Annotated in this window: 7 protein-coding genes; 2 read left to right on the plus strand and 5 right to left on the minus strand. The window is 37.8% G+C overall.

All coding sequences use genetic code 11. From position 1 onward, the window contains the following. The first annotated feature begins 285 nt into the window (after positions 1 to 285). Together HMPREF0766_RS16920 and HMPREF0766_RS16925 are read left to right on the plus strand one after the other, a co-directional pair. Positions 286 to 564, plus strand: a complete 279-nt coding sequence (locus HMPREF0766_RS16920) for a hypothetical protein (RefSeq protein ID WP_002999870.1) — start codon at positions 286 to 288, stop codon at positions 562 to 564. Between the two features lie 2 nt (positions 565 to 566). After that, a complete protein-coding gene (locus HMPREF0766_RS16925) occupies positions 567 to 1,634 on the plus strand; it encodes a hypothetical protein (RefSeq protein ID WP_002999873.1) in 1,068 nt (355 codons plus the stop codon). A 145-nt stretch (positions 1,635 to 1,779) separates the two neighbouring features. Here the strand turns inward: HMPREF0766_RS16925 and HMPREF0766_RS16930 are convergent, their stop codons facing one another. The 5 genes from HMPREF0766_RS16930 to HMPREF0766_RS16950 all read right to left on the minus strand — a co-directional run bounded on the left by HMPREF0766_RS16930 (position 1,780) and on the right by HMPREF0766_RS16950 (position 13,940). Then, positions 1,780 to 3,186: a RagB/SusD family nutrient uptake outer membrane protein gene (locus HMPREF0766_RS16930; RefSeq protein WP_002999876.1), complete on the minus strand. Its 1,407-nt coding sequence runs from the start codon at positions 3,184 to 3,186 to the stop codon at positions 1,780 to 1,782. A gap of 15 nt (positions 3,187 to 3,201) precedes the next feature. Further along, the gene (locus HMPREF0766_RS16935) at positions 3,202 to 6,378 is read right to left on the minus strand and encodes a SusC/RagA family TonB-linked outer membrane protein (RefSeq protein WP_002999879.1); all 3,177 of its coding nucleotides are present in this window, start codon (positions 6,376 to 6,378) and stop codon (positions 3,202 to 3,204) included. Positions 6,379 to 6,748: 370 nt separating this feature from the next. Beyond that, the gene (locus tag HMPREF0766_RS16940; RefSeq protein WP_236590602.1) at positions 6,749 to 8,206 is read right to left on the minus strand and encodes a SusD/RagB family nutrient-binding outer membrane lipoprotein; all 1,458 of its coding nucleotides are present in this window, start codon (positions 8,204 to 8,206) and stop codon (positions 6,749 to 6,751) included. Positions 8,207 to 8,219: 13 nt separating this feature from the next. Further along, a complete protein-coding gene (locus HMPREF0766_RS16945; protein WP_002999887.1) occupies positions 8,220 to 11,459 on the minus strand; it encodes a SusC/RagA family TonB-linked outer membrane protein in 3,240 nt (1,079 codons plus the stop codon). Between the two features lie 528 nt (positions 11,460 to 11,987). After that, positions 11,988 to 13,940 carry an OmpA family protein gene (locus HMPREF0766_RS16950; protein WP_002999889.1) on the minus strand — a complete coding sequence of 651 codons (1,953 nt, stop codon included), beginning with the start codon at positions 13,938 to 13,940 and terminating at the stop codon, positions 11,988 to 11,990. Positions 13,941 to 13,972 lie beyond the last annotated feature (32 nt).

Below are 13,972 nucleotides of genomic sequence, written 5' to 3' on the forward strand. Positions count from 1 at the left end.
AATATAGAAACTGTATATATACAATTAAAATGATGTAAATCAGAATGATATTCTCCTTAAAGATTATCTCCACAATCCCTCTCATAGAAGCCCTTCAATTATTAGAACTTTCCTAAAGACCAATAATCATAACGCACATATAAATAGATATACTGTTTTTCAAATCGATTAAATATTTTTTTAAATACAACCTATGGTTGTATAAAATGTTGTTTATATTAAATAAATTTAACACATTATATAGAAGAGCTATATAAGCTAATCAATAACAAAAAATAAAGATTTATGAAACAGAAATTAATGTACTTCATTCTAATCACAGGATTAGGATTTACAGCATGTAAAAAAGAGGATAGCTCTATTAAAAGCAAGGATTACAAGATTATTTTCGAAGGAAAAGAATATCTGGAAAGCGAAGTAAGACGAAAGATGGCTCTGGTACTCGGCTTTAACAAAGACAGCCTTGTCTACATACCAGATAGTGTAGGCTATATGCACAAAGCTTATTGTTGCAGCCCGTATAAACTCGAAGTTTTTATGCCAACCCTTAATCAAATTCAATAATTATGAAAAAGCTTCTTATTTTAATTATCCTGGCTATCGGGCTTGTTATAGAATCAGTCAGTGCCCAGGATGATAACGGTAATCTGATTTATCCTACAAATTTTAACGTTAACAATGATCAGCTCGTTAACGGACGAATTAAATTCGATTCTGCTTTCGGCGCAAATTCTGTAGGAATATCCGGAACATGTGGAATGATTGTCTCCGGTGTATATAAAAATTATGTTACCAAAATAATAGCTCAGGTAGTCTTTATAGATAAAGATGGAGTCGTTAAGCATTCTGCCCCATCAATGGAATTCTATAAGTCAAACTTTATGGTAAATGGAGTCATGACGCAGATCTCTATTGCCAAACCGTTTGAATTTAATGTCGGGAGAGGAAGTATGAGTGGAGGTCATTTAGAATTGAGATACAAATATGAATTCGATGCGGCTGCAAATATTCCAAATCTGACACAAAGCGGATGGGCTCCGGCCGTGACACACAATAAAGAATGGTTTATACATAATAAAAAGTATGAAACAATTGATTTAGCCCGCACGGTATTTACCGGCCCAAACTTTATTTGTACAGAAGGAGTTTATAATATAGTTAATCCAGGTAATTTAACATTAGAGAACTCTGCAAATATTGCTACACTTAATAAAATTGCTGATAACTCTTATAAAATAAACAGAATTGGTAATTCTGCTGGATCTGTTACTTTAAAAGCGGTTTTTCAGGGAAAAACTTATACTAAAGATATTTTAGTTGGAATTCCATCGTCCTTAAATATTCTATCTAATGCAGGCGGTAATATGCAGGGAGGAGCAACTTATGGCTTTCATTTAGAAGAAAATTATCCATTAACATCTATTAGCTGGAATATAACCGGAGGAATTATTCTTTCCGGACAAGGTACCAATAATATTTCTGTAAAAGTAGATCCAAATCCATTTCAAACATATAATAATTTAGGTATAAGCCTGCAGTATACAAGCGATTGTGGAAATGGCTCAGGAAACAAAACTTTTTATATAGCACCTTCGGGAGGAACAAGTCCTATTGATCCGGGAGAACCTTTGTAAATAAAATTTGGACACCATATGATAGTCCTAAAGGTTAGATTTAAGCTACAAATCAAATATTATATACAGATCTTCCAATTCCAAATGTAATAAAAAATGCCTCCAAAAATTTTGGAGGCATTTCTGTTGAAATTCAGATTACTTACTAGTAATCCTGATTTTGAACTAAATTTGGATTTTGCTGAGTTTCCGCAAAAGGAAATGGGAAAACCACACGCGGTGATCCCCAGGCTTGCAAAGGAACTGTTCCGTGAGCAGGAATATCTCTTCCGGTACGTAAGAACTCGAAAATTCCGTGACCTTCAAATGCCAACTCTATTCTTCTTTCAGTCAATATAGCACTAATTAATGCCGCTTTATTTGCTGCTACTATTGTAGTAGAAGGATCTGAACGATGTCTGATTTGATTTACCAATGCAAGAGCCTCTGCATCGACAGTGGTTCCTGTAGCAATATTTGCTAATGCCTCAGCCTTTGTTAACAGAACTTCGCTGTAACGTAAAATTGGTGCCCAATCTCCAATATTGGTGTATTTGGCATTCCAAAATGAACCCTGAGCAATAGTAATCAGATCTTTTCTTCTCAAATCCTCTGGCTTCATTAAATTTACCAACTCAGAAGAAGCCTGAATATCAGCTCTCAAATTAGGTGCATAGTGCTGCGCCAATGCATTATTCGTATTTGGATTATCACTACCATTATGCGCTACAGAAAAAATACTCTCCTTAGTTGTGAATTCTGTAAACGTTGTTTTAGGTGAAGCATTTAAAGTATAGTTATTTGTAGTTATTACTTTATTTGCGAATTCTAAAGCTTTAGGATAATCTTGCTGATACAGATAAATTCTGGCAAGCAAAGCATTAACAGCATTTTTATTTGCACGAGCGACACTACCAAAGTCTCTAGTAGTTGGATTTACATCTGGAAGACTTGGTAAAGCCTCAGTTAAATCAAGTATAATTTGATCATATACTTGTTTTACTGTACTTCTTGATACTCTGTTCGCTGGATCAAATGGAAGATCAGTTGCTGTAAGAACCAAAGGAACTCCCAAATGAGATCCATCAGCAGTAAATTTATAAGGCTGTGCCCACAGATTCACCACATAAAAATATGTTAATGCACGAATAAATTTAGCTTCTGCTTTATATTTAGCTTCGTTCTGAGGAGTAGCAACACCTGCGTATTTTTCTATATTCTTAAGAAAAAGGTTAGCTTCATAGATAGTTCTATATGCCCCAACAAAAGCCCTCTCTACAGTTAAATCATTGGAATTAAGGTTTCCAAAATTCGGAACATTTGTAAAGAAGGTAGGAACTCCTCCATCAATACCTCTAATATCAGCATAAATTAAAACACGTCCTCCCAGAAATTCTCTGTTTTGCAGAGCGTCGTACATCCCAGTAGCTGTTTTCTCAATTCTCTCTGGAGTCGAAAAAGCACTTTCCGGAGGTAAATATGCATATGGATCTTCAAAAACCTGCTTTTCACACGATGAAAACAAAGATCCAATGATCAATGCACCGAATAGTATATAATTAACTTTTTTCATTTCTATCAAAATATTTTATAGTGAAACATTCAATCCAAATGTATAAGTTCTAGGCTGAGGCACTGCTCTGTTATCCACTCCTATAGCAATATTTGAATTATTTCTATTTGTATTAACCTCGGGATCCTGACCAGAATAACCTGTAATTATGAAAGGGTTATAGACTTGGGCAAATACACGTAAATTATTTATTCCGATTCTTGAAAGTGTTTCACCACCAAAGTTATATCCTAAACTAATTGTTCTAAATCTTAAGAAATCACCTTTTTCCAAGAATCTGGTTGATGCCTGGTTTGCAGCATTGTCACTTAAGAATACTCTAGGTACATCTGTTTGTTGACCTATTGTAGTCCAACGATCCAAAATCTCCGTACTGTTGTTAAGGAATGAGTTGGTTAATAAACCTGATCTTGTTGTATTATAGATGTAGAATCCACCAGTGTATACAATTGATATTCCCAGATCAAACTTCTTATATGTGAAGTTATTATCTAAACCACCATAGTATTTTGGCAAACCACTCTTATCTGTATAAACCGCATCACTTCCTGAGATTGCAGATGTAGCAGTTCCGTCTTCCAGTCTCCATGTTCTTGTTTCAGGAACATAAATCTTCTTTGTTCCATCCGCACTTAAGAACATCGGGTTACCAGTATTAGGATCTACACCAGCCCAACGAGTCAATTTGTATGTTCCTAATGAACGGCCAACACTTGCAACAGAGTTTCCTTCAATAATATCAACATTTCCTGTAACTAACTCTTTAACTTCGTTTTTGATTGTTGTAAAATTCAAAGAAGTATTCCAGGTGAAATCTCCTCTTTTCATTGTCTCAACATTTACAGTAAATTCTAATCCTTTGTTGGACATCGATCCAATGTTTGTAAAGATAGCACCCGCTTCACTTGGGAGTGCAGCAGGAACACCTACTGTATAAAGTGGTTTCGCTTGCAATACTAACCCAGAAATATTATTATAGAAGTAATCGATAACAAAGTTGAATCTATTATTCAAAATATTGAAATCTACCCCAACGTTATATTTGTTTGAAGTTTCCCATTGCAGATCAGGATTTCCTAACTGATATGCAGAAAAACCATTCTGAGTAGCATATGAACCTCCTGTATAAAGAGTTCTGGAAGCATAAGAAGCTATACCTCTTGAGTTTCCGACTTTACCATAACTCATACGTAATTTCAAATATGAAAGCCATTCTGTATCTTTCAGGAATTCCTCTTCAGATGCCACCCAGCCCAAAGAAGCAGACGGGAAATATCCCCATTTTGAATTCACTCCAAATGCTGAAAACGCATCTGCTCTAAAAGCAAGATCTACTAAATACTTATTGTCATACACATACCCCAATCTTGAGAAGTAAGACTGAAGACCATTTGAAAAAACTGTACCACCAGTTAAGCCCAATACATCTTCTGATCCGGGAGCAGTACTTGTAAACGTACCATCAATAATATCAGTAAAAAATGGATCACTTATATTACTAGCACCTGCATAGACTTGTTTTTCTTTTGTAAACTGATATTCTGTACCAACTGTGGCTGAGAAGCGGTGAACACCAGCAAAAGTCTTATCATAGTTTATATAGTTTTGCCATACCCATTGATTTCTGTTTCTGAAATTATCTTGAATAAGACCACCATAAGCCGTTCCTAATCCACCAATTTTTGGGTGACTATATTGATGTTCATAATTATTTAAATAATCAATTCCAAACTTACTCGTTGCTCTTAAACCTGGTAATGGCTGAATTTCAATATAACCATTAGCTAATAATTGCTCCGGAGTGTTTTGATTCTTTTGAAGATTAAGAGTTGCAAGTGGATTGGCAATATTTCCGGAAAGATTAGTCGACTGTAAACTAGTTATATTATTTCCAGCTCCCAAATATCCATTGCTACCTAGATTATAACCATTAGCCTGATTCTTGTTATACACAGCAACAGTTGGAAATGCGTTTAATGCAGCAACAGTTGCACCTGCAATATATCTGTCAGTTAAGATTCCATCATTTGCAGTTTTAGAATATGAAACTGAGATACCTGTTTTCATCCATTTTGTAGGATTAATATCTCCGTTCATACGCACTTGTCCCATCTTCAACTGATTCTGTAAGATAATTCCTTTTTGATCTAAATATCTTGCTGAAGCAAAGAAATTTCCTTTTTCACTTCCTGAAGAAATAGAAAGAGAATTATCGTAACCATAACCTGTTCTGTAAACTTCATCTAACCAGTTAGTCCTGTCATTTACACCATCTCCATCGATATCACTTTCTTTTGCAATCTGCGTCACTACACCTCCAAAACGAGGAGCAGCATTTTTTGCTTTTTCATTACTGATCTCAATAAATTGATCACCATTTAATAAATCAACAAGCTTAGATGCTTTACTTGAAGTGAATTTTGATTCAAAACTGACATTAGATACTCCTTTTTTACCTCTCTTAGTTGTAATGATTATTACACCATTAGCAGCACGGGATCCATAAAGCACAGCAGCACCAGCATCTTTCAATACTTCAATAGATTCAATGTCGTTACTATTTATCATAGCTAACGGGTTAAAACGAGTTCCGTCACCACTATTAAATGTATTAACATTTTCAACAGTGTTCATTGGAACTCCATCAATCACATAAAGAGGTAAAGAACTAGCTGATATAGAGTTTACACCACGAATACGTACAGAAACCCCATCTCCAAGTGTACCACCTGTTGAACCAATCTGTACACCCGCTAATTTTCCAGACATAGCCTGTTCAAAACTCAATATCGGCTCTGCCGCAAGTTTTTCTCCTTTAACAGTACCTTGAGAGCCCGTTAAATCCTTAATCTGTCTCACACCATAACCAGTCACAACAACTTCTTCCAACGAAGTTTCATCGCTTGTTAGTTGCACGTTGATGGTGGAGCGGTTGCCAACTGCAACTGTTTGACGTTGGTATCCAACGTACGTGAATACTAATGTAGCATTTCCGGCTACATTAATGGAATAATTTCCTGATCCATCTGTCTGGGTTGCAGTTGAGGTTCCTTGCGCTGCAACAGACACACCTTGTACAGGAGAGCCGTCTAAAGCTGAAGTAACTTTACCACTCACCTGACGATTCTGTGCATAAACAACTCCTACCAGAAGTGTACACACAAGAAAAACTTTGAGTAATTTTTGTTTCATATGTTTGTGTTTATTAATAAATATCTCCGAAGAGACGTTAGTTAAGCAGAAAATATTTGTCTTCTAAGATATAGATACATCATAGCTAGAAAACGGGTTAGTAACGTACTTTAAAAACACTTTGTTAAAAAATGTTAAAACAAAAATAATTTTTAAAATCATAAAAACAAACGATTGCATAAAAAACTAATTTAGAACAACTACAAAAACGAACATAACTAATTGATTATAAGTTATTAAAAATACAATGCAGACATAACAATTTATTAATAAACATGTCGAACCAACGATAATTATGTAACAAAAAAAGCGGCCGTAAAATTTACAGCCGCTTTGCTTGCGTTTTTATTATAGGTATCCTGAGATCTTATTAGTTAACGTCCCACCACACTGGATCGGAAACGCTGATGGTACCTGGATATTTGGCATTAGTGGTTGCCTCACTATTAGGATATACCATTCTTATCGGAAATAAACCTGCTTCGATTATAGATTCTTTTGAAACAGTGAAGAATGTAGGATATCCTGTTCTTCTCCATTCATTCCAGGCTTCGAATCCCTGAAAGCCACACATTGCATAATATTTCTGTGTAATAATAGCTTTCTGTTGCGCTTCTTGACCTGTTCCAAGCTGTGCATCAGGAGCTGAAGCTAAATATGCCGTAGCGTCCGAAGAAAGTCCCAAAGCTTCAAAACCTGCGCGTACACCTGATTCATACAGCGCTTGTACCGTTCCGGCTCCCCAGCCCTTTAAAGCAGCCTCTGCCTGCAGAAAGTAGCTCTCTGCTTTAGAAATAAGTTTGACAGGTGCCAGGGCTGAGCCTGGAATATTAGCATTTGCACCTACAACCGCTGCTGGAGGAGATACCAGTTTGCGGTTCATTCCTCTGTAGCCACCCTGAGCAATCCAGGCAATCGTATCCTGACCTTCAATCTTCTCAAAGAGCGCAAATTGTCTCGGATCGTTGTTTGCTTTGAAAGCATTGATTATTGTACCACTGGCAACGACATTCTGCACGCGTCCCAAACCTACCATTTCATTATACATCGGATTTTCATTTCCACCTGTAGTGGTATATGCAATTGAAACATCTTTAGAAACAAAAGAAGGATTGGTCGCATATAATGCTTTGATACCTGCTTCTGCTTTCGCAGGATCAACATTGGATATTCTCAGATATGCACGCAATTTCAACGTATTTGCAAAAGCAATCCATTGCTGCGCATCCCCTTTGAATAACATATCCTGCTCTCCCGGATTATTGGCAATAGATGTATTTAACGACTTTAATTCACTTACACCTTTATCAATATAGTTAAAGATACTATCGTATACTACTTGTTGCTTTTCATAAGCCGGATTCAGATTATCTCCTGCTTTCAGCGCTTCAGATAAAGGAACATCCCCGAATGCATCTGTCGCCAGTTGAAAAGCATATGCTTTCAGAATGTACGCTGTAGCACGATATTGTGCATGTGCAGGTCCCTGCGTATTAATAATGATCTCCGCATTGTTCAACGCTCCGCGATACAGATTAAGCCACGCACGGTCAGAATTTGTACCTCTCATATTGTATTGATCGATAGTCTGATACTGAGAGGATGAAGGATTTTGTGTCCAATACTGCGACCACATATTTCCATAGGTCTGGAATTGATTTCCTACAACCTGACTTAATGCCGCCTCTACCGTAGGTAACAGAAGGCTTGGATCAGATTTTTCAGGATTATTAGGATTTTCATTAATATCCAGATATTTATTACAGCTCACCAATGCCACAGATCCAATTATTCCGGCAAGAAGCAGTGTTTTAATATTTTTTCTCATTATATTCTTTTTATTAGAATGAAACTTTAACATTTATTCCGTAGTTTCTCAGCGACGGTTGAGCTGTGTAATCAAAACCTTGTGCATTACCAGCACCTGCAGAGTTTACTTCAGGATCAGCGTATTTATTTTCACTCGGTGTCCAGATAAACAGGTTATTTCCAAATAATCCTACTGATGCACTGCCAAACGGCGTGTTTTTCAGTTGATTTTTCGTGAATTTATACGAGATAGCCAGACTACGCAATTTGACATAGGAAGCATCTACCACATTTAATCCTGCTTCTCTGTATGGGTAGTAATCCACCTTATCATATTTTACTGAAGTATTCTCGATACTGTTGCCTGCATCATCCAGGTATACGGAGTTAGGGAAAATCTGTCCAAACCGATCGCCACCAGTTTCAGCAGAAGTACCTGTGAAAGCCATTATATCTCTTGTTCTTGAAAAGAATACACCACCATGTTTCATATCAAATAAAGCATTCAATGACCAGTTTTTGTAGTTTACATTGGTTCCCAATGAAGCCTGAAACTTAGGATTGTAACTACCCAAATACTGAGGCTCGTCGGTGATTACCGGTAAACCTGTTTCAGCATCCACAATAGTTCTTCCCTGTGCATCTGTAGCATTTGTTACGGCATAGAATTCACCATAAGGTTTTCCTTTAGCTGCAACGATAGACATCCCGCTGAATCCACCCAGAGAAACCTGATCCACGCCTTCCATCAGCTCGACAACTTTACTGTTATTTTTAGTGAATGTACCCATCAGTTCCCATGAGAAATCTGCTGTTTTAACAGGAGTACCTCTTAAAGACAATTCGATACCTGAGTTCTCCACTTTTCCGGCATTGATAACGCTGAATCCGTATCCTGTAGAGTTAGGAATAGGAATACTTAAGATCTGGTCTTTCGAACTGTTTTTATAATAAGAGAAGTCTACAGATAATCTGTTAGCAAAAAATCCTAACTCTGTACCTACCTCATATGAAGTCGTGATCTCCGGCTTCAATAGCGCATTACCGATTGTAGAGCCCGACATTAAAGCTGATACATTACCAAAAGGGAATGTTGTCGTACCAAATCCGCCATTAATCTCTCCTCTGGAGAATGTTGTGATCAACTGATAAGGATCTGTATCATTACCTACTTTTGCGATATTGGCTCTTAATTTACCATAACTTAAGATTTGTCTTGCTTCAGGTGACATCAGTTCAGAGAAGACAAATGAACCACTTACACTCGGATAGAAGAATGAATTGTTAGCTTTTGGCAGTGTTGAAGACCAGTCATTACGAGCTGTTGCCTGTAAGAATAAATAGTTTTTATAAGATAGATTTAAGTCAGCATATACCCCTACTAATCTTCTTTTACTCCATGAATCTTCGATCAGATCCAATGGTCCGTTACTGTTGGCCAGGTTATACCATCCCGGCATTACTAATCCGGCACTCGCATTTGTCGCTGTACTGTTATTAGTGGTCTGACGTTGACGGATGTTATTACCTAACATCAAAGATGCCTCAAAATCATCATTAAACTTATGATTAGCTGTAACCATGAAGTCATGAATGATTTCCGTAACATTAAACTGGTCTATGCGATACTGACCTACTTCTGTCTGCTTATTAGCTGATTGCGAATAGTTGTCGGTTGTATTATCAGCAGGCGAATACGTAAACTTAGGAGATTCGGATCTGCGTCTGTCAGAGTAATGGTCTACACCAATACGTTCTTTGATGTCCAACCATTCAAATGGTTTGTACCCGACATTTACATTACCCATAATGCGGTTTACATCATTAAAGTTGTTGTAATTATCCAACACCCAGTATGGGTTCATAGAATATGCGCCGTAATAACCGTATAAATCTTCTCTCAGGTTGCCGGCAGCATCTCTTACCTGACCATAGCCGTTGTATGGGTTAGTAAGATCGCTCATATCCGATACAGGAATATCTCTTGGTGTCTGTAACAAATTATTGTAAACAGATCCCCCCCCCTGTCCTCCTCCAATATTGTTACTGTTGATTTTATTGTAGTTAGCTGAGATTCCGGCATAGAATTTATTAGAAAATTCTGCCGTTCCATTGAAACGAACTCCGTATCTGTTGTATGTATCTTTTTTACCCGGATACACACCGTTTGAATTCAGCGAGTTCAGACCTAAGTAAAATGTTGTCTTTTCACCACCACCGGATAAGCTCAGATTGTTATCAGACGCTACTCCCAGATCGAAGAAGTCTCTTACATTATTTTTTACAGCTGAGTATGGTTTCGTTTGACGGACTCCGTTAATGGCCTGCCCCCATTCTTGTGTCTCTCCCGTAAAAGGAGCTCCCCATGACCAGTTTTCTTTCGGATCATTTTCGAATAATACGTTACCAGCATTATCATAGTAAGAATATCCCTGGCCATATTCGTTTTGAAAATCAGGAAGTTTCAGGATAGAAGACAGGGTATTGGTACTGCTGAACGTGATCTCCGTTTTACCGGCTCCTTGTTTTCCGCTTTTCGTTGTGATGATCAATGCACCGTTCGATGCACGTGATCCGTAAAGAGCAGCTGCAGCAGGGCCTTTCAATACTGTCATTGATGCGATGTCATCCGGATTGATATCATTTCCTCTGTTACCAAAATCGACGCTGCTTAAAGAAGAAGCTCCCCCAATTACACTTGAGTTGTCAATTGGTACACCATCAATAACGATCAGTGCCTGATTATTTCCGGCAATAGAAGATCCCCCTCTTAGCACAACTCTTGAAGAGCTTCCCGGCGAATTGGATGTAGACGTGATATTGACACCTGCTACTTTACCGGCTAATGAATTGATTGCACTTGCATTTTTTCCGGAGGTCAGCTCTTCGTTGTTTAATGTCGGAGCTGAGTATCCTAATGTTCTTTTTTCTCTCTTAATTGCATTTGCTGTCACTACGACTTCTGCGAGTGCATTGTCCTGATCTTCTAATGACACATTAAATGAGGTCGCTGTAGGCGATACAACAATAGTTTTTTCGTTAAATCCAATTGAACGAAATACCAGTGTCTTTCCTGCAGGAACATTTAGCGTGTAATTACCATTTGCATCTGTCTGTGTAGCAAGGGTTGTACCTTGTACAACAACAGTAACACCTGGTAAAGCCTGTCCTGTAGCGGAAGTTACTTTACCACTAATTTTCTTCTCCTGGCCAAATGCTACTGAAGTCAGTATCACTGTACCAACGAGAAAACTGAGTAATTTTTGTTTCATCTGTTGTGTTTTAATTAATTATATGATGTATAAAAATGCATCCAACTTATTATAATAATGGTCATCAGATGAGTGAAAACCATACACACCAACGTAAGTCATTTGAAATCGATTCTATCAGATCCGCAAAAGCGAATAAATGGTAGAGAATATAATGAAGACTATTCTGATTGGGGTGAGCAAATATATAAACGCACTGTTGTTATTGCAAGTATTTTAACATTATGCGCCTTCCGTTTCATTATTTTCAGAATATGAAGGCAATAATTATTTTTTTGGAAAAAAAGAATATAGTTTGGAATATATAATTAAAAACAGAACATAAGACATAATTAACACTTGTTAACAAAATTTTTAACACAAATTTAACAAGTCGTATTTTACATTTTGGAATGTAAAAAAATCGTAACAAAAGCAATTATTGTATAAGCAATATATGTTTTCACTTATAAATATCAAAAAAGTTACAAAAACAAAAAAGTCCGCTATGATAAGCGGACTCCTTCAAGGTTAATAAATAGGTAGTTATTAATACTCTAATACTTTTATTTCGGTGCGGCGATTCGCCTGATGTTCGGCTTCTGAACATTGTACGCCATCTGCACATTTATTGACAAGTTTACTCTCCCCATATCCTTTCGCAACAATCCTGTCACGTGCTATGCCTCTGCTTACAATATAATCTACAGCGGCCTGTGCCCGGTTCTGCGAAAGCTTCATATTATATCTTGCTGTAGCACGACTGTCCGTATGACTGGAAAGCTCAATCTTCAAACTTGGATTATCCCGCATAGTTCTTACAAGTTGATTCAATATTGGTTTGGCATCCTCGCGGATATTGTATTTATCCAGATCGTAATAAATATTTTCCAGCACAAAACTTGTTCCTTTTTCTATCACAGGCTGTAAGCGAAGAGTAAGTCTGATCGTAGTATCTTTCTGTGGGTAGAATGCCGGTACAGCAATAGAATCCCCATGAAATTTTACCTTCTCCGCTACTATGCGGTAATTGGTGCGGGCATCCACAGGAAATGTAAATGCTCCCTTTGCATCACTCAATCTTCTTAAAATGACCTGCCCTTTATCATCCAGCAATGTAAGTTGTACATCTTCTATCTGATCTGAAGTCACCTTGTTAAGTGTCTGGCCTTCCAGGCGGATACGTATCTTTGGTTTATCGTACGAAAAGGAGTAAATATCGTCCAGCCCTTTACCTCCGCTACGGTCTGAAGAAACATATCCGTAAAAGGACTCAGGACTGTCACTCACCATTACATAGCAAAAATCATCAGACGCTGAATTGACAGGAAAACGCAGGTTGTGTCTGTTACGGAATGTATGCTGTTGTCCGTCTGCCACAAATATATCCAGTCCGCCCATTCCGGCAAAACCATTACTGGCATAGTAAAGTTTACTACCGAAAACGGAAGGAAACATTTCGTCACCGGCAGAGTTGATCTCTTCACCGGCATTGACCGGAGTGCCCCAGCTTCCATCAGCCTGGCGTATACAATACCAGATATCTACTCCTCCTTTACCTCCCGGCATATCCGAAGCAAAATAAAGTGTTTGCTCATCGTCACTTAAGGCAGCATGACCTACTGAATAGCTCTTTACATTATTATAAGGAAATGTAACTTCGGTCCAGCTATCCCCGGATCGTGTATAGATCAACAGCTCCAGATTGTGTTTCTTGAACCGATAATTACCGGAACGCTGTTTCTCCGCATCTTCTCCCGGGTGAGTACGGGTTACGAATAATATATTTTCTTCTTTATTAGCTGCTACAGGCCCTACGTGATAGGGTGCATTATTAAATACGTCCGGTAAGATGCTTGGATATTTTAACGTAATACCATCATTTTCTTTGCTGGATGAATAAATACGCAGATAGGGGCGTCCTGTCATCCCAGACGTTTTCCCATCCCATCCACTTGGTTCTCCGACGTACAAAACACTGTTGTACAAAGGTGTCGTACCAAACTCTGAATAGCGCGTATTGATTGTTTCTTCATTCTTCAGTTTATGAAGTGTTGGATTTGCCATCCATACTACCGCAGAATCTGCTCCCTGTATGGCTAGAGATACTTCAGCAATCTTACCGGTACGTGTACCATATTGTGTAAACTGCTCTTTTGCCGCTGCATAATTCCCGTTCTTCTTAAGAGTTTCTGCATAGTTCAGCTGAGACTGATCTGAAAACTTACCGCCATCTATCACACGGGCATACCAGTTTTGAGCTAATGTATAATCATTAATCCGGTAATAGCATTCCGCAAGACGTTCCATATCCTGTACACGAGGTTTCTTTGTATCTACCAGTTTCTCATAAATCCTCGAAGCATTATAATATTCGTACTGATAATACAGTTTATCTGCTGTAGAACGCAGGCTAAGCTGTTCCTGACCTTTTACAGAAGTTAGCCCGCCCGTCATCAATATGGCAATAACGAGCAACCGATATATATTCTTTACCTTCATTGTATTTGTATGTTATTCTGTTATATGGTGAT

The organism is Sphingobacterium spiritivorum ATCC 33861 (genome assembly GCF_000143765.1).
Taxonomy (GTDB): Bacteria; Bacteroidota; Bacteroidia; order Sphingobacteriales; family Sphingobacteriaceae; genus Sphingobacterium; species Sphingobacterium spiritivorum.